Source organism: Hyphomonadaceae bacterium ML37, from assembly GCA_027627685.1.
Lineage (GTDB): Bacteria > Pseudomonadota > Alphaproteobacteria > Caulobacterales > Maricaulaceae > Oceanicaulis.
Map to the genome: position 1 here is coordinate 1,157,959 of CP091241.1, position 17,327 is coordinate 1,175,285.

12 protein-coding genes are annotated in these 17,327 nt (G+C 67.3%); 7 read left to right on the top strand and 5 right to left on the bottom strand.

Annotated elements, in window-relative coordinates:
• Positions 1-7: 7 nt before the first annotated feature.
• The gene (gene aceA, locus L2D01_05685; protein WBQ11274.1) at positions 8-1,303 is read right to left on the bottom strand and encodes an isocitrate lyase; all 1,296 of its coding nucleotides are present in this window, start codon (positions 1,301-1,303) and stop codon (positions 8-10) included.
• A 137-nt stretch (positions 1,304-1,440) separates the two neighbouring features.
• On the opposite strand from aceA, the gene L2D01_05690 reads away from it, so the two are divergent.
• The 3 genes from L2D01_05690 to L2D01_05700 all read left to right on the top strand — a co-directional run bounded on the left by L2D01_05690 (position 1,441) and on the right by L2D01_05700 (position 4,513).
• Positions 1,441-2,841, top strand: a complete 1,401-nt coding sequence (locus L2D01_05690; protein ID WBQ11275.1) for a short-chain fatty acyl-CoA regulator family protein — start codon at positions 1,441-1,443, stop codon at positions 2,839-2,841.
• Between the two features lie 67 nt (positions 2,842-2,908).
• Positions 2,909-4,042: a hypothetical protein gene (locus L2D01_05695; GenBank protein ID WBQ11276.1), complete on the top strand. Its 1,134-nt coding sequence runs from the start codon at positions 2,909-2,911 to the stop codon at positions 4,040-4,042.
• A gap of 3 nt (positions 4,043-4,045) precedes the next feature.
• Positions 4,046-4,513: a hypothetical protein gene (locus tag L2D01_05700; protein ID WBQ11277.1), complete on the top strand. Its 468-nt coding sequence runs from the start codon at positions 4,046-4,048 to the stop codon at positions 4,511-4,513.
• A 12-nt stretch (positions 4,514-4,525) separates the two neighbouring features.
• On the opposite strand, the gene L2D01_05705 is transcribed toward L2D01_05700, so the two are convergent.
• Genes L2D01_05705 through L2D01_05720 form a run of 4 tightly spaced genes read right to left on the bottom strand, consistent with a single transcriptional unit; the run spans position 4,526 to position 10,085 of the window.
• Positions 4,526-5,896, bottom strand: coding sequence for an amidase (locus L2D01_05705; GenBank protein ID WBQ11278.1), 1,371 nt, complete (start codon positions 5,894-5,896; stop codon positions 4,526-4,528).
• Entirely contained in the window at positions 5,896-7,299 is a 1,404-nt protein-coding gene (locus L2D01_05710; GenBank protein ID WBQ11279.1) for a phenylacetate--CoA ligase family protein, read from the bottom strand. Before L2D01_05710 ends, L2D01_05705 begins: the two co-directional genes overlap by 1 nt.
• Positions 7,300-7,329: 30 nt before the next feature.
• The gene (locus L2D01_05715) at positions 7,330-8,703 is read right to left on the bottom strand and encodes an MmgE/PrpD family protein (protein ID WBQ11280.1); all 1,374 of its coding nucleotides are present in this window, start codon (positions 8,701-8,703) and stop codon (positions 7,330-7,332) included.
• Positions 8,700-10,085 carry an MmgE/PrpD family protein gene (locus L2D01_05720; protein ID WBQ11281.1) on the bottom strand — a complete coding sequence of 462 codons (1,386 nt, stop codon included), beginning with the start codon at positions 10,083-10,085 and terminating at the stop codon, positions 8,700-8,702. Before L2D01_05720 ends, L2D01_05715 begins: the two co-directional genes overlap by 4 nt.
• 64 nt (positions 10,086-10,149) lie before the next feature.
• Here L2D01_05720 and L2D01_05725 point away from each other — a divergent pair, with 64 nt between their 5' ends.
• The 4 genes from L2D01_05725 (at position 10,150) to L2D01_05740 (ending at position 17,302) form a co-directional block, all read left to right on the top strand.
• Positions 10,150-11,412 carry a hypothetical protein gene (locus L2D01_05725; GenBank protein WBQ11282.1) on the top strand — a complete coding sequence of 421 codons (1,263 nt, stop codon included), beginning with the start codon at positions 10,150-10,152 and terminating at the stop codon, positions 11,410-11,412.
• Positions 11,409-12,155 carry a GntR family transcriptional regulator gene (locus L2D01_05730; protein WBQ11283.1) on the top strand — a complete coding sequence of 249 codons (747 nt, stop codon included), beginning with the start codon at positions 11,409-11,411 and terminating at the stop codon, positions 12,153-12,155. Before L2D01_05725 ends, L2D01_05730 begins: the two co-directional genes overlap by 4 nt.
• A gap of 277 nt (positions 12,156-12,432) precedes the next feature.
• Complete coding sequence (locus L2D01_05735; protein WBQ11284.1) at positions 12,433-17,034, top strand: hypothetical protein; 4,602 nt, start codon at positions 12,433-12,435, stop codon at positions 17,032-17,034.
• A gap of 1 nt (position 17,035) precedes the next feature.
• Positions 17,036-17,302 (top strand): hypothetical protein, encoded by a 267-nt coding sequence (locus tag L2D01_05740; GenBank protein ID WBQ11285.1) that lies wholly within the window; start codon positions 17,036-17,038, stop codon positions 17,300-17,302.
• The last annotated feature ends 25 nt before the right edge of the window (positions 17,303-17,327 follow it).

A 17,327-nucleotide genomic window follows, 5' to 3' on the forward strand; every position in this document is an offset into this window, starting at 1 on the left:
CGGACGCCTATTCCGCTGCGTCGTGCTTGAACTGAGCCGTTTCGGTGCTCTCGCCCATGGCGGTGGTGGAGGCGACGCCGCCGGACAGGGTCATGTTGACCAGGTCGAAATAGCCGGTGCCCACTTCGCGCTGGTGGCGGGTGGCGGTGTAGCCGTCCTTCTCCGCCGCGAACTCGGCCTGCTGCAGCTCCGAATACGCGCCCATGCCGCGATCCTTGTAGCCGCGCGCCAGCTCGAACATGCCGAAATTGAGCTGGTGGAAGCCGGCCAGGGTGACGAACTGGAACTTGTAGCCCATGGCCCCAAGCTCGCGCTGGTAGGTTTCGATGGTGGCCTTGTCGAGGTTCTTCTCCCAATTGAAGGAGGGCGAGCAGTTATACGCCATCATCTTGCCCGGATGGGCTTTCTGGATCGCCTCGGCGAAGCGGCGCGCCTCGTCCAGATTCGGCTTGGAGGTCTCCCACCACAGCAAATCGGCGACGTTGGCGTAGGCCAGGCCCCGCTTGATGCAATGCTCGACGCCCACGCCCTGCTTGAGGCGGTAGAAGCCTTCCGGCGTGCGCCTGGCGTCATAGTCAATGAATTCGTGGTCGCGCTCGTCAATGTCGGAATTGATCAGCGTGGCCGATTCGGCGTCGGTGCGCGCCACAGTCAGGGTGGGCACGCCCATGACGTCGGCGGCCAGGCGCGCGGCGTTGAGATTGCGCTCGTGCTGGCTGGTGGGGATCAGCACCTTGCCGCCCAGATGCCCGCACTTCTTTTCCGCCGCCACCTGGTCCTCAAAGTGGACGCCCGATGCGCCGGCCTCGATGAAGGCGCGCATGATTTCGTAGCAGTTTAGCGTGCCGCCAAACCCGGCCTCGGCGTCAGCGACGATGGGGGCAAACCAGTCGCGCGTGGCCTTGCCGTTTTCAGCCACTTCGATCTGGTCGGCGCGCTGGAGCGTGCGGTTGATCTTGCGCGCCAGTTCCGGCGCGGAGTTGGCCGGGTAGAGCGACTGGTCAGGATACATGGCCCCGGCGGTGTTGGCGTCGGCGGCGACCTGCCAGCCGGACAAGTAAATCGCCTTCAGTCCTGCGCGCACCATCTGCATGGCCTGATTGCCCGACAGGGCGCCCAGCGCATTGATGTAGGGCTCGGTCTTCAGGAGCTCCCACAATTTGGCCGCGCCGCGCTCGGCGAGCGTGTTGGCGATCAGGACCGAGCCGCGCAGGCGCAGCACATCCTCGGGGGAGTAGTTGCGGGTGATGCCGTGAAAGCGCCCGGGCGCGGCGGCGGGTACGAGATCGTAGAAGGTGGTCATGGTTTTGTCTCTCCAGTCGAATTTGTGCGGATAAAGACAGACTGTGCCCGCCGGGTCGACAGGCCTTTGCAGAGAAAGGGGAAACAACGTATACCGATGACACTTGTCAGCGTGTCGTGTTGTAAAGGTCGTGACAAATGGCGGAAGCGCAGGAAAAGCTGTTTGCGGGCGCGCGCCTGCGCCGGATGCGCCGGGATCTGGGCCAGAGCCAGGCGCAGTTTGCTGACAGCCTGTCGGTGTCGGCCAGCTATCTCAATCTGCTCGAACGCAATCAGCGCCCGGTGACGGCGCGTGTCCTGCTGGCGCTGGCCGAAGTGTACGACATCGATGTGCGCGCATTTGCCGCCGATAGCGACCGGCAATTGCTCGCCGACCTGAAAGAAGCCGCGGCCGACCCGGTCCTGAAGGGCGCCGATCTTGATCAGCGTGATTTGAGCGATCTGGCGGACGCCCATCCGCGGGCCGCCGAGGCGATGGCGCGGCTGTACCAGGCCTATCGCGACACCAGCGCGGCTGCGGCAGACCTGGCGCTGCGCGCAGAGGAAGGCGGCGCCGGGTCCGGGCGGTCGGCGCTGGAAGAAGTGCGCGACGCGCTGGACGGTGCGCAGAACCATTTCCCGGCGCTGGAGATCGCCGCCGATGCGCTGCGGGCGGCGCTGCCGGAGGCTGTGTCGCTGGAGGCAGCGCTGGCGGCCCGGCTGATGGCCGCCCATGGCGCGGCGGTGCGGGTCTATGATGACAGCGTTATGGCTGGCGCGCTGCGCCGGTTCGACTTTCACGCCCGCAAGCTGCTGCTCAGCGATCTGCTGACCCCGTCGGCGCGCGCCTTCCATATCGCCGTGACGCTGGCCCAGCTGGAGCTGGGAGAGGTGCTGGACGCCGAAGCGGACCGCCCCGCGGCGCTGGGCGGCGATGCGCGTGCGCTCTACCGGGCGAGCCTGGCCAATTACGCCGCCGCCGCCATGTTGATGCCCTATGACGCCTTCTACCGGGCCGCCGAGACCGCGCGCTATGACATCGACGTGCTGCGCCGGCGCTTTTCCGTGAGCTTCGAGCAGGTCTGCCACCGGCTCACCACGCTGAACCGGCCCGGCGCGCGCGGCATCGCCTTCTTCATGATTCGCGTGGATCCGGCCGGCAATGTGTCAAAACGCTTTGGCGGCGGGGTGCTGGCCTTCGCCCGGTCCGGCGGGGGGTGCGCCCGCTGGCGGGCGTATGACGCGTTCCGCGCGCCCGAGCGCATTCATGTGCAGGGACTGGAGCTGCCGGACGGATCCCGTTTCATCTCCATCGCGCGGGCCGTGACGCGCGCCCTGCCGTCGGGCGGGGCGGCGCTGGCGGCCATTGCGCTGGGCTGTGAGGCCAAGGAGGCGGGGCGCATCGCGTATGCGCCGGTTGATTTCACGCCGGTGGGCCTGTCCTGCCGCCTGTGCGAGCGCGCCGATTGCGCCGAGCGCGCTTTCCCGCCGCTGCAGCGGCCTTTACGGGTCGATCCGCACTTCCATGGGGCCGCGCCCTTCGCATTTGCACACGACTAGCCTTCGCCCATGAGCCGCAGGCGTGTATGGTCTGTCATCCTTGAGTTCGAATCTGGATAAAGCCCCCATGCTGTCACCCCGCCGCAAGGCCGCCCTGATCGCACTCGCCGGGTTTGTCGCGCTGGGCGCCCTGGCGATTCACGCCAGCCCCATGTCCGCCAACAATCTGGAGGCGCGTCTCCAGAGCGAGGCGCAGGCGGCGCTCGTGCGCGTGCGCGCCGATGACTGGGCCGATGTCAGGATGAACGGGCAGGTGGCTACGGTGACCGGCCGGGCGCCCAGCCGCGAAGCGCGCGACCGCGTTCTGGCGTCGGTGTCACGCGCGGCCTGGGCCGGCGGCGTCGTGGCGGGCGGCGTGACGCGGGTGATCGACGAGACCCATCTGGCCAGCAATGGCGACGAGTATGGCCTGCGCGCCGACAAGGTGCGCGGACGCCTGATCGTGCGCGGCCAGGCGCCGGACGCCGACGCCGAGGCGCGCCTGCGCGATCTGGTGGCGGAACTGTCGCCCGGCGGTGCGGTTGTGGAGCTGACCCTGGCGCCCGGCTCGGCGCCGGAGGGCTGGGAGCGCGCGGCGCGCCTGCTTTTGCAGGAGCTGGCGCGCATGGATAATGGCGCCGGGATGATCCGCAACGACCGGCTGGCGATCACGGGCCTTGCGCCCAACGCCCCGACGGTCAACGCCATCCGCGCCGCGTTCAGCGTGCCGCCGGGCGATTTCCGCACCGCCGCGCTGGTGCGCACCGATGGCGGCGGGTTTGACGTCGCCGTGCGCGATGCGCGCCTGTGCGAGATGCTGGCCGCCAGCGCGCTGGGCGCCGATGCGCTGTCCTTTGCGCCGGGCACGTCGCGCTTCACCTCCGGCAGCCGCAGCGAAGCCGCCGCCAGCCGGGCGGGCGCCGCCTTCGCCGCCTGTGAAGACGTGGCGATGTCGGTGGCCGTGCGCGCCGAGGCGGATGCGGACGCGGCTGAAGGCCTCGCCCTGTCTCAGGCTGAAACCGTGATCGCCGCCATGGTGGCGGGCGGCGCGGACGCCGCGCGGCTGAGCGCGCTCGCCCTGCCGTCCGAGGCGCCGGAACAACTGCGTTTTCTGGCGACAACATTGGGCGCGGGCGGGCAACCACTGGCCGATGAAGGCGACGCAGATGACGCTGACGACGAGACCGACGGCGATGACGCCGCGCAGACACAAGGAATTTGAGCCATGCTCTGGTTGATCTGGGAAATGTGGATCGTCCTGGCGCTGTTCTTTGCCGGCGGCGTGATCGCCGGCTGGGTGGTGCGCGGCCGGTCCGATGTCTCTGACGCGCCCGCTGCCAAGCAGCTTGGCTTCGCCACGCGCATGGACGCCCCGAGCCAGCCCGAGCCCAAGCCCGAGCCGGCCCCCGAACCCATGCCGTCGCCGGAACCGGCGCAGGGCGGCATGGGCGCCCAGCCCGATCCCGGCCGCGAGGCGGCCACAGTGCCCGCCGGATCCGGCGATGACCTGACCGCCATCAAGGGCCTCGGTCCCAAGGCCGCCGAGAGGCTGCAGGAGATGGGCGTGACGCGCTATGAGCAGATCGCTGCCTGGGAAGAAGCCGACGTGGCCCGTTTTGACCGCGAGCTCAACGCGCGCGGACGCGTGGTGCGCGATGACTGGGTCGGTCAGGCCCGCGCGCTCGCGGGGTAAGTCGCGTCGCGCTCAATAGCCCGGCGGGATCAGCGGCCCGCCCGCCATCATCTCGAACTGGGTGGCGGCGCGCAAAGACAATCCGTCACGTCCGTGCGGCGCCAGGAACTGGATCGAAACCGGCAGGCCCGCCTTCGTCAGCCCCATGGGAACCGCCGTGGCCGGGACGCCCGCCATGTCGGCGAAGGCTGTGAGGTCGGCCTGTCCGGCGGGCGCCGGCTCGCCGAATGGGAAGGCCGGCTCCAGCGCGGTGGGCGCCGCCACCAGATCACAGGCGCCAAACCAGGCCTGGGCGTCGATTTCGGCTGCGCGCACCAGGGCGTAGGCCGCGTCGATTTTCTCGGCGCTTTGCCGCGCGCCCCAGCCCAGCAGATTGCGCAAGCCTTCAGAGAACCCTTCGGGCGTCTTTTGAAGCTGGGGACCGTGAATGTGCAGCGCCTCGATCTCGCTCACCAAAAGGCCCGCGCGGCGCGACTGGCCGTAGGCGTAGTGTTCCGGCCTGACATCGACAATGCGCGCGCCGGCTGCATCCAGGCGCGCCAGCGCGGTCTCAAAGGCGGCCATAACATCCAGGTCGCATCTGAGCGCATCTTCAAAACGCCAGCGTCCGATGGTCAGGCCCGTCAGGCCCTTCTGCGGGCGCTGGGGCTGGCCGGACAGGGCGGCGGTGAAGGCTGACAGATCGCGCGCCGAGCGCGCCAGCGGCCCGACATGGTCGAGCGTCGAGGACAGGGCGACCACACCGCCGGTGTCTATCATTCCGCGGCTCGGCTTGTGGCCGGCCACGCCGCAATAGGCCGCCGGAATGCGCACCGATCCCATGGTGTCGGTGCCCAGCGCCATGATGCAGAGCCCGGCGGCGACAGCCGAGCCCGATCCGCCCGACGATCCGCCTGGCGTGATGGCCTGGCCCTCGCCGCCCCAAGGGTTCAGCGTGCGCCCGAACCACGGATTGTCGGTGACGGCGCCCAGCGCCGCCTCCTCCATATTCACCGTCCCGGCGATGACCGCGCCCGCGGCTTTCAGGCGCGCCACGCACACCGCGTCCTCGCGCGCAATGCGCCGCTCATAGGCTTTGATCCCGGCATGCCAGGGCAGGCCCTCGACGGCGATATTGGCTTTGACCAGCACGACCGCGCCGTCGATCTCCGACAGCGGCGCCCCGCGCGCCCAGCGGTCAGCGCTGGACGCGGCCTCTTCGCGCGCCGCTGTGAAACGGGTGTCGAGCACGGCGTTCAGCACCGGGTTCAGGCTGGCGATGCGCCGCGCATAGGCGTCGAACACTTCCAGCGGGCTCCAGCGGCCCAGCGCAAACGCCGCCGCCTGGGCCGCCCAGGTGCGTTGAGAGGCTTTGAGCGGCAGGTCGGCGCTGGTCGATTTCATCAAAACCGTTCGTCTATGAGGCGGATGGGTTTCTGGCGCACTTCAGTCTGGGTGAGGTTCGCCAATTCGCCCGGTTTGGCAAGCTCCACGCCAACCTCGATGCCCAGCTTGCGCTTGAGGAGGTCGGCGAACTCGGCGCGCAGCGCCGGGCTGGGGTCGCGCGCCTCGGCCATGACGATGAACTCGTCGCGCCCGGATGCGTCGCGCACCGCCTTGCAGATGAAGTCGCCGGCGAAGGCGGCATGCTCTTCCAGCAGCGGCCCCACGGCTTGCGGGAAGATGTTGATGCCGCGGATTTTCACCATGTTGTCGGACCGGCCGAGGAACCCTTCGATGCGCCGGAAGGCCAGGCCCAGCGGGCTCTTGTCAGTGTGGAAACGCGTCACGTCATGGGTGTTGAAGCGGATGATCGGATAGACATCATCCTTGTAAAGGCAGGTGCAGATCATATCGCCCTGCTGCCCGTCGGCGACGGGCTTGCCGGTCTCGATATCGGCGACCTCGAGATACTGGGCGTCTTCCATCACATACAGGCCGGCCCGGTCGGGGCCTTCGCCCGCGATGATGCCGGTATCGCCCACGCCATACCAGTCAAAGCATTCGGCCCCGCCCCAGGCCTTGGACAGGGAGTCGCGGTCCTCGCGTCCCAGATGACCGGAAATCATGCGGATATTGAGATCGCGCACCGGGTCGATGCCCATCTCGTCTGCGACGCGGGCGAGCTTCTTGATGTAGTCGGCGAAGCCCACAATCACCGTGGCGCCAAAATCGCGCATCAGCTCCACCTGGCGCGCCGAGCGGGTCTCTACCCCTGTGCCCGCCGACATGAAGATGGCGCTGGTCCAGTGGATCACGGCCTCGCGTACATAATGGCCGCCATTGATCATGCCGTGGCCATAGACAGAGTGGACCACGTCGTCGGCTTTCAGCCCCTGAAACCGGTACATGCGCGCCAGCAGAAGGTTCTGAACCTCGCGCGATTTGGCGCCGAACAGCAGCACCTGCGGTATGCCGGTGGTGCCCGAGGTGGTGTGCATGACCACATTGGGCGGGCCGCCCGCATGGCTGTCGCGTGCGTCGAAATCGCCGAAGGGCGGCTTGCGGGCGATCGACTCCATGATATCGGACTTGTCGAAGCTGGGCAGGCTGGCGATCATCTCGAGGCCGGTGATATCGCCAGGGGCCACGCCCGCATCGGCCCAGAGCTTTTGGTAAAACGGCGTCTGCCAGGCGCGCGCCACTGACTTCAGGAACAGCGCGTTCTGGCGCGCGAACAGCTCATCGCGGCTGATCGTCTTGGCGAAGTGGACGAAGTCGGCGCCGATGGGGTGCTGGCGCTGGACCGCGCCCCAGTCGGCGGCGTCGAAATAGCTGCTGTGTCCGTCGGCATTGGCTGCGCTCATGGTGCGCTCCCCTTTTGTATCAGTCGGCGGTTATGCGGTTCGCCCTGAGATCAGGGCGGTCAGCGTATCGGTTGAGGCCGCGCGTGGCAGGGCGGCGACGGCTTCTTGCAGGGACGCGTCGAGACATGGTTGCGGTCCGATGAGTCCAAAAGCGAGGCATTCGGCACGTTTGGCGGCGATGTCGTCACCGCGCATCGGATCGGCGGGCGACCCGTAGAGCGCGTCGAGGGTGAGCGTGTGCGCCTCGCCGCTTGTCGGGCGCACTGCCAGCGTCTGGGGCGTGAAGGCGGCAGGATTGACAGACCCGTCGCTGACCACCTCGATGCGCGCGGCGAGGGCCAGCGTTTCCGAATCGCGCAAGGCCTCAGGCGTAAAGCCGTCGAGCCTGACCTGACCGGTGCGCAGCGCCAGCGCGCCGCAATAGCCAAAGCAAAGCCGGGCGTAATTGACCTGCATGTCCCCATGAGCCGGGCGGCCGACGAGGCGCTCGATCAGGGGCGGGGCAATGAGGCGGATGGAGCGGATGTCGCGCGCCGCAACGCCGCTCTCGCGAAGGCGCTGCATGAGGACAATGCCGCCCTGGGCCGCGCGGCCGGTGGGGAAGGGTTTGTAGGAGACCTCTGCGATGCGGAAGGTCTGGCCCAGCAAGGCGATGACCGGCGCCAGATCGCTGCGCTCTTCAAACAGCGACAGATAGCCGAACGGCCCCTCGAACACGTCATGGGGGCCGGGTATCCCGGCGCCTGCCAGATCATTCGCCACCAGAGCGGCGCGTGCGGCGCCGGCGATCTGCAGGGGCAAAGCGGGCTTTCCCTCCACATGGGCCTGCATGGTCCCGGCGGCCTGGGCCAGCGCATAGCCCAGCGCATCGAGCGCCTGATCGAGGCTCGCCCCGCGCAAGCGCGCAATGCCCAGCGTGGCGCCGAACAGCCCGGCTGTGGCGGGCCGGAAGAACCGGATCGGGCTCAAGGCTGCGACGCCCAGTCCCGCAGCCACATCCACCGCGCCGGTCAGCGCGGCCAGAAAATCCGCGCCCGAAACCGGGCGCGCCTCGGCCTCAGCCATCAGGGCCGCGCCGATCACCGCCATGGGATGAACCACGGCGGGTTCATGCACGCAGTCATATTCCTGGCAATGGATCTGGAAGCCGTTGACGAAAGCCGCTGACGGCGCGGGCAGGCGCGGTCCACCGCCCATTACATGGGCCGACGGCGTATCGGCATCCGCCGCGCCCCAGCTGCGCGCGACGCCCAACACCTCATCGGCGAGCCAGGCTCGGCGGCCGGCGATTCCCACCGCCAGCGTGTCCAGCAGGAAGGCCTGCGCCGCAGCCTGCGCCGGCGCCGGAACGGCGTTCCAGTCCAGCCCCAGCACATGGCGGGCGAAGGCTTCGGGGGCGCTCATGAACGGGTTACTTCACAGACCGGACGCGCCAGCGCCGCGCTGAACGCCGCCAGCGATCCGCCGTCAGAGAGGGCGAGCGCGGCCTTGACGAGATCATCGGCGCCGGAGGCGTCCAGACCGCCATGCAAGGCGAGGCGGCGCGCCTTGGCGGCCAGTTGGTCGAGAGAGAGCGGGTTTTCCGGATCGCCCAGCGCGTCGGGCTGATCAAACATGCGCACCGTGCCGCCAGTGAGCGTCAGGCTGAGCCCGGCGCCATAACGGGCCGGATAGGCGCTCGCATAGGGCGCGCCCTCGCGCACGCTCACGCGGCTGGCGAGTGCGCGGACGGGCGCGTCCTTGAAGGCGTCGGGGTCGAAATCAGCCAGTTGCGGCTCTCCCCGCAGAAGCGTCACGGCAAGCGCATGCTGGAGGGAGAATTTCGCCTGGATGACGCTGGCGGGTTCTGGCCGGTCGCAGAACTTGATCGCGTCGCTATACGTGACGATCTCCGCCGCCCTGATCTCATCCGCCTTGATCCCGGCGGCGCGGGCGGCCAGCGCGGCATCAATCGCGGCGTGGGCGTGGCGGCAGGCGGGCCAGGGCTTGAAGCTGACCTGTTCGATCAGCCAGGGCGCGCCGTGATCGGCCATGACATCTTCAGGGTCGGCGCCGGGGCAGGTGGCGGCGAAGAAGCCCTGCGGGCCTTCCAGGATCGCCAGCGGCCCGTCAAAGCCCTGCGCCGACAATTGCGCGGCGGACAGCCCCGCATGGGCGGCGCGGGCGGTGTGCAGCTGCTTGGCCATGGAGGCGGGCTCATGGCGCGTCTGCCAGAAGCCGGAGGCCTGTGTGGCGGCGAGGCCCAGCGCGTGGGCGGTGCGCCATTCATCCAGGCCCAGCACGCTGGCCGCTGCGGCGGCGGCGCCGAAGGGTCCGCACGTACCGGTATTGTGCCAGAAAGCATAATGGCCGGGCCCCACGGCCCGGCCCAGCGCGATGACGGCCTCATAGCCGCGCACCACGGCGTCGAGAAAGGCTGCCGCGTCCGCGCCCGACGCCTCGCAGGCGGCCAGGGCGGCGGGCATGACGCTTGGCCCCGGATGCAGGATGGCGCGCTTGTCCACATCATCCATCTCCAGCACATTGCCCAGCGCGCCGTTGAGCATGGCGGCGGTGAGTGGCGACGCCCCGCGCCCGGCGCCGACCAGCGTGCATTGCCCGCCGCCTTCGCCCGCCAGCGCCGCCGCCATGGCCTGTCCCGCCGGGCTCGGCGCGCCAGCCACCGCGCAGCCCGCCCAGTCCAGCACATGCAGCGCCGCACGCGCCCGAACCCTCGCATCCACAGGGCGGGCGAGGCGCGCGGCCAGGCGCCGGGTCAGGGTGAGTGTGTCGCTTTGTCCGGACATAATCTGCTAGTAGCATGGGCCAGCGCGCGGCGTGAAGCCCGTGCGTCAAGCTGGGGGGATACCCATGACAGCGCGCCCGCCCGTGCTCTCGCCCGACGCGCTTGTGACGCGCCTGCGCGCCCGCCTGCCGGGCGCGGCGCGGGTCTATGTGCCCGGCGTGGCGGCGGAGCCTTACGTGCTGGCCGAAGCGTTCGCGCGCGATCCCGAGACGGCGCGCGGGCTGACCTTCTTCGGCGTGTGGATCCCCGGCGTGAACCGCACCGACTGGAGCGCGCTGCACGAAACCGCCCGGTTCGAGACAATCTTTCTGGCGCCGCAGCTTCGCGAAGGGTTCGAAGCAGGACGCATCGCCTTCCTGCCGCTGACCTACACCAAGGCCTGGCGCTGGCTGGAGACCTGCGATGTGGATGCGGCGATCCTGCAGGTCTCGCCGCCCGATTCGATTGGCGAGTGCTCGCTTTCGCTGAGCTGTGATTTCACGCCGGCCATCTGGGCGCGCGCGCCTGTGCGCGTGGCCCAGATCAACCCGGCTTTGCCCTCGATGCCCGGCGCGCCGTCCATTCCCTTGAGCGCCTTTGACGCCGTGTGCGAGGTGGAAAGCGAACCGCGCGGGTATGAGGCGGGCGATCTGCCGGAGGCGTTCTCACACATTGCGCGCCATGTCGCGGCGCTGGTGGAGGACCGCGCGGCTGTTCAGTTCGGCCTGGGCAAGGTGCAGCTGGCGGTGCTGCCGGCGCTGAAAGACCATAAAGCGCTGACGATCCATTCGGGCATGGTGTCGGACCCGCTGCTCGAGCTGCTCGATGGTGATGCGGTGGCGGCCATCCGCACCGGCGCGGTGCTGGGCTCGCGCGCGCTGGCGGAACGGTTGAAGGATGAGCGGCGCCTGACCATGTGCCCCGTGAGCGCCACCCATAGCGGCGGGGTGCTGGCGGGTCTGGCGCGCTTCACCGCCATCAACTCGGTGATCGAGGTGGATTTGTTCGGTCAGGCCAATGCCGAGTTCGTCGGCGGGCGCCAGGTGTCCGGCGGCGGCGGATTGAGCGATTTCCTGCGCGGCGCCCAGGCCAGTCCCGGCGGCAAGGCGATTGTGGCGCTGGCCTCCACGGCCAAAGGCGGGACGCTGTCGCGCATCGTTCCGCGCCTGACCGCGCCGGCGGTGAGCTTGAGCCGGGCCGATATCGACATCGTGGTCACAGAGCATGGCGCGGCCGATCTGCGCGGGCTCGGCCTGGATGCGCGCGCGGGCGCCCTGATACAGATCGCTCACCCTGATCACCGCGCTATGCTAGACAGCGCATGGCAAGACATTCGGAGGTCGCTATGACCGTTATGCTGGAAAATGCTTCAGGCGCGCCGCGCTACATGGCGCTGGCCGAAGCGCTGAGGGCGCGAATCGCGGGCGGCGACCCGGCCATCGGGGAGCTTCTGCCCACCGAGCACGCCTTGTGCGAGACCTATGGCGTGTCGCGCCATACCGTGCGCGAGGCGCTGCGCCTGCTGGCCGAATCCGGGCTGATCGCGCGCCGGCGCGGGGCGGGCACCGTGGTGGTGGCCAATCAGACCCATGATCACTTCACCCAGCGCCTGGGCGGGGTGGATGATCTGATGCAATACGCGCGTGACGCGAAGCTGCAGCCCCGGGCCACGCGCAGCGGTCCCTTGGACGGGGCGGTGGCGCGCGCCTTCGGCGTGGCGGCGGGGGGCGAGTATTTCCATGTGTTCGGCGTGCGCGGGCGCCCCGGCGAGACCCCGATCGCGCTCACCGATGTCTATATCCGCGCCGACATCGCCCCGCCGGTGGAGACCATCGTGGAGATGGGCGGCTCGGTCACTGACTGGATCGCGCGCGAGCGCGGCGTGCCCACCGCCCGCATCGAGCAATCCATCAGCGCCGGCGCCCTGACCGAGCGCGAAGCCGAACCGCTCAACGCCGAAGCCGGCGAGGCCGCCCTGCGCACCCGCCGGCGCTATTACGACAAGGGCGGACGCATCATCGCCCTGTCCGACAGCGTCCATCCGGGCGAACGCTTCACCTATGACATGGTGCTGCTGCGCGAGGCGGATTAGCGGCGCCACGCCTGTGCGGGTCGGAGGCAGCCAGCGCCCCGGCCCCGTGGCGCCTGCCGGGGCTCTGCCCGCCTTCATGTGATCTTCCGGACGGACGAATTGCTGCGCGTGCTCGCGTGAGTATGCGGCCCAGCTGACACACCTTCCGGCGGTGAGGGCCTGGATTTTCTCCTGGCAGAGGATTTTTGAGGTTGCGTCCATGCCGCAATCATGCGCCTCATAGGAGAGTTCGCAAGCGACAATACATCTGAAATTTAGGCAAGCGAGGGCAGCCAGTATGGTGTTGTCAGGTTTCCTGAAGCGTTCACTGGTCGCCATCGCAGCCCTGGTTTGGCTCGCGCCGCCGTTCGCCCACGCCCAGGTGGGCGAGCCGGGCGGGGGCGGGCCGGGCGGCGGGTATGGCGGCGAGGTGGTCCCCGGCGTGGATTGGGAGACCCGGCTGCAGATCAGCGAGCGACTGCAGCCGCTGGGCAATGATCTGTTCGGCGACAGGATCGATCCCCATACCGGCAGCATCGACTTTCTCCAGACCGATATCGCACTACCCGGCAACTCGGCGCTCGAGGTTGCGCTGCACCGCCGCAACAGGCCGGGCCGGCAATTCGGCCTGTCCGACGCCGAATTCGGCGATTGGGAATACGTCGTCCCGCGCATTCTGGTGGTTACTGCGGACGCGCGCCCTTGGACTGGAAACCGCTGTACACAGCCGTTCAATGAGCAGTTCACCGCGCTCTGGGTCTCGGCGGCCAATTTCTGGGAGAACCAGCCGGGCAGGTTCCTTCAGGGCCATGAATACTCCAACGGCGTCCAGCTGGAAGTGGGCGGACGTTCCGAGCCGCTTTTGCAGAACCCCAGCAACGCGCCCTGGCCGGCTGGCGCCTCCCATGTCACCCATTCCAACTGGTATTTCACCTGCCTCGGCAATAACAATTTCCTCGGGCGCGCACCCGACGGCACGACCTACCGGTTTGACCGCCATATTGTACGCGACGCCATGCCCATCGCCATGCACGGCTCGCCCGCCTATGTGCACCGCGACACCCACATCCTGGCCGCGACGGAAGTCACCGACGCCCACGGCAACTGGGTGCGCTATGATTATGACAGCCAGGGCCGGCTGACGCGCATCTACGCCAATGACGGCCGCTCCATCGATCTGGCCTATTCGGGCAGTTCCTTGCGCGTGGCCTCCGCCACCGCGAACGGGCGCACCTGGACCTATTCCTATGGCGTGGGCGGCCTCGGGTTTGTGGATGGCGCCTGGCAACCGGACGTGTATCGCGGCGGCAATCCGGTGCTCACGCGCGTGGACCTGCCCGACGGGCGCCACTGGGCGTTCGAGATGGCCGAGTTGCAGATGTCCACCCCGCCCAATCAATTCTGCCTGAGCGGGTGGCCGGAACTCACACTCACGCACCCGTCCGGCGCGGAAGGGGTCTTCAACCTCGAAATGCTCAATCACCGCATCGCTTTCCACGAGATGGCGTCGGTGCTGCCCTATTGTCCGGAGATGGACCTTGAGTTCCCGCCGACGCAGGGCAGCTGGCCGGTGGTCAATACCGCCGTCACGCCCGTGCACAGCCTGGTCCAGAAGACCATTTCGGGCGCGGACCTGCCCACGGCGACCTGGACCTATGCGTATGAGCAGGACATGACCGTCGCCACCGAGAGCGATAACCGCACCAACTGGACGCGGGTGACGGGGCCTCACTCGGTGGTCACCTTCTATCACCGCTGGCGCAACGAGCCTGAAGGCGGCGCGGAGATCTGGCGCGAGGTCCGCGCCACCGCTGCCGGGCCGGTGCTGGAGCGCATCGACACCAGCTATCTCATCGAGCCTCACCTGGGGACCGCCGGGCCCAGCGGCGGGGGCGGCATCACGCTCAACTCCATGCGCCGGCAGCCTGCACAGGTGGTGCACAATCGTGGCGGGGATATTTACACGACAGAACACACCTATGTGACCGATCCGCTGGCGTGGAATTACAGCTTTGGCGATCCGGTCCAGACGCGCATTTTTTCCAACCTGCCCGGCGCCACAGAGCGCATCACCCAGACCACATACCAGCACCTGACCAATCCCTGGGTGCTGGGCCTGCCGGGGCAAGTGGTGCGCAACGGGCGGGAAGTCTATCTGATCGGCTATAACGCCAAGGGTCAGCCCACCACGATCGACCGTTTCGGCGCCCGGGTCGAAACCCGCAGCTATAACGCCAACGGCACGCTGGCCTGGGTGCGCGACGGGCTGAACCGCCAGACCAGTTTTGGCAATTATCACCGTGGTCAGGCGCGCACGATCACCCGGCCGGACTCTGTCCAGATTCTGGTCACGGTGGACAATAATGGCTGGATCACCGGCGTCACGAATGCGCGCGGCTTCACCACCACCTACGGCTATAATCAGAGCGGCTGGCTGACGGCGATCAACCGGCCGCTGCCCCAGGCGGCGACCTCGATCACCTATAACGGCCTCGTTCAGACCATCAACACCGGCACGGTGCGCGAGACCGTCACCCATGACGCGTTTTACCGCCCGATCCTGGTGCGCCGTGAGGCGCTGTCGGGCGGCGGGGGGAGTATTTTCAACCGCACGGTCTATGACGCGGAGGGCAGGGTGGTCTTCACCTCCTTCCCGGCCACTACCGCCAGCACGCCCGACGGGGTGGAGACGACCCATGACGCGCTGGGCCGCGTCACGCTGGTGCGTGAATCCGTGGCGCCCTTCGCCCAGACGGCCACCGCCTACCTGTCCAACAACCGGGTGCAGGTCACCGATCCGTCAGGCGCGGTCACCACCACGACCCGGTCGGGCTACGCCAGCCCGGATGATGGCGAGACGCTGCGCATCGACCAGCCCCAGGGCGTGGTCACTGAGATGGCCTACAACACGCTGGGCAGCCTGATCAGCGCAACCCAGTCGGGCGGCGGGCTGTCTTTCACCCAGAGCTGGGTCTATGACACGCGCGAGCGCGTGTGCCGGCACCGCACGCCGGAGACCGGCGCCACGCTCTATCTCTACAACGCCGCCAATCAGGTCACGGCCATCGCGCGCGGCGAGCCGCAGTTCACGGCCTGCGGGTCGCTGAGCACGGCGGCGCGCATCAATTATGTCTATGACACGCTCGGCCGGGTCAGCGCGATCAACTACCCCTCGGGCACGGCCAACGCCACGCTCTCCTATGACGCCAACTCCAACCTCACCCAGGCCTCGCGCGGCGGGACGGTGTGGAGCTATGTCTATGACAATGCCGACCGTCTGACGCGCGAGACCCTGGCCATTGACGGGCGCAGCTACCAGACCGATTACGCCTTCAACCCCAATGGCGCGCTGGTCTCCCAGACCACGCCGGGCGGGCGCACGGTGAGCTATGCGCCTGATGGTTTGGGCCGGGCCACGCGGGCGTCGGACGCCCAGCGCATCTACGCGTCGAACGCGGCGTATCACCCCTCGGGCGGGCTGAGCGCGCTGAGCTATGGCAACGGGCTCGCCTTCAGCGCCAGTTATAATTTCCGCCAGCTGATGAGCGCCATGCAGGTGTCGGGCGGCGGGGTGACGGCGATCAGCTTCGCCTATAATCACGACGCGCGCGGGCGCATCACGTCGATCACGGATCTGGCGGTGACGGGCCAGAACCGGGCCTTCACCTATGACCAGCTCGGCCGCCTCACCACCGCCTCCGGCCCGTGGGGGTCTGGCGCCTACACCTATGACGCGCTCAATAACATCACCTCCCGCACGCTGGGCAGCCGCGTGGTGGAGATGCAGTACGATGCGTCCAACCGCCTCCACCGGCACCGCGACACGGCGGACGGCAATGTCTGGCGCAATTATGCCTATGACAGCCGCGGCAATGTGACGAATAACGGATCCATCAGCTTTACATACGACCGCGCCGAGCGCCCGGTCTCGATCTCGGGCGGGGCGTCTGGCAGCTTCACCTATGACGCCCACGGACGCCGGGTGAAGCAGGTGACAGGCGGGCAGACGATTTACTCTGTCTACTCGGCCTCAGGCTCTCTCCTCTACCGCGACAACGCCACCACCAGCACCGCGACGGACTATATCCGCTTAGGGACTCGCGCCATCGCGCGGGTGCGCGGGTCCGACGTGGAATGGACCCACGCCGACCATCTCGGCAGCCCGGCTGCAGCCACCAGTCTCACCGGCGCCGTGCTCTGGCGTGAAGACCACACCCCGTTCGGCGAGGCCCGCCAGGGCCCCACCCAGAACGTGGACAATGAAGGGTTCACAGGCCACATCGCCGACGCCGCCACGGGCCTCGTCTACATGCAGGCACGATACTACGACCCGGTGATCGGGCGGTTCCTTAGCAGTGATCCGGTCGGATTCGCCGCGGGCGGGCCGGCGTATTTTAACCGGTATGCGTATACGGCGAATGATCCGGTGAACTACTGGGATCCGGATGGGGAGCAAGCCCAAGCGCCGGCTGCTGCAGCGGGTTGCGCCATGACAGGTCCGGCCTGCCCAGTCGGCGCAGCTGTGGGCTTCACTATCGCAACTGGAGCCACGCTCTGCGCTGTCAACGAGGGGTGCCGAGAAGCGGTCGCAGGTGCCGTTCAGGCAGTCGTCGAAGGCGCCCGTGGCATATGGGATCGAGATGCTGTATTCAATGAAGGTGCTCTTACCGTACCACCGCCGACGGTTGAGCCAATTTTAGGGGAAACGCCTCGGGATTTCAGCCTTCGGGTCACTCGAATTTGTACGGATCTGTGCACAGATTTGATTGTGGATGCATATAACAGGGGTGAAATCCCTGCGGGAAGTTTGGACAGCCTTATAGGGCGTTGCACTCATAAATGCATAGATGACGTGTATGACAATATTGACGACGACGCCTACTGGCCACGGGACGAATGAAATGACCAATACCGAAAACGAATCAGTATTTGAAATTGAATTGCTTGAGGAACTTAAAATTGACTTAAATGCAATTGAGAAATCAAATAATGACCTTTTAACAAAGTATCAAGATAAATTGCCAAAAGATGTTTGGCGTCTTATATTTAGAAAATTTGTGTCAAATTCGTATGACAACTACAACTTTATTTATGAGTTGGCGGCCGCAGACATTGGCAAGGAAGCTGCAAAAACGCTCTTCTATCCAGACGTCGAAGATCCTTCATAAAATTCGGCGCAGGGCGGCTTTATTG

Bases quoted from the DNA above. Each gene is read 5' to 3' on its own strand.
- aceA (WBQ11274.1), bottom strand. From the start codon at position 1,303: ATGACCACCTTCTACGATCTCGTACCCGCCGCCGCGCCCGGGCGCTTT.
- L2D01_05730 (WBQ11283.1), top strand. From the start codon at position 11,409: ATGACCGTTATGCTGGAAAATGCTTCAGGCGCGCCGCGCTACATGGCG.
- L2D01_05705 (WBQ11278.1), bottom strand. From the start codon at position 5,896: ATGAAATCGACCAGCGCCGACCTGCCGCTCAAAGCCTCTCAACGCACC.
- L2D01_05740 (WBQ11285.1), top strand. From the start codon at position 17,036: ATGACCAATACCGAAAACGAATCAGTATTTGAAATTGAATTGCTTGAG.
- L2D01_05700 (WBQ11277.1), top strand. From the start codon at position 4,046: ATGCTCTGGTTGATCTGGGAAATGTGGATCGTCCTGGCGCTGTTCTTT.
- L2D01_05715 (WBQ11280.1), bottom strand. From the start codon at position 8,703: ATGAGCGCCCCCGAAGCCTTCGCCCGCCATGTGCTGGGGCTGGACTGG.
- L2D01_05690 (WBQ11275.1), top strand. From the start codon at position 1,441: ATGGCGGAAGCGCAGGAAAAGCTGTTTGCGGGCGCGCGCCTGCGCCGG.
- L2D01_05725 (WBQ11282.1), top strand. From the start codon at position 10,150: ATGACAGCGCGCCCGCCCGTGCTCTCGCCCGACGCGCTTGTGACGCGC.
- L2D01_05720 (WBQ11281.1), bottom strand. From the start codon at position 10,085: ATGTCCGGACAAAGCGACACACTCACCCTGACCCGGCGCCTGGCCGCG.
- L2D01_05735 (WBQ11284.1), top strand. From the start codon at position 12,433: ATGGTGTTGTCAGGTTTCCTGAAGCGTTCACTGGTCGCCATCGCAGCC.
- L2D01_05710 (WBQ11279.1), bottom strand. From the start codon at position 7,299: ATGAGCGCAGCCAATGCCGACGGACACAGCAGCTATTTCGACGCCGCC.
- L2D01_05695 (WBQ11276.1), top strand. From the start codon at position 2,909: ATGCTGTCACCCCGCCGCAAGGCCGCCCTGATCGCACTCGCCGGGTTT.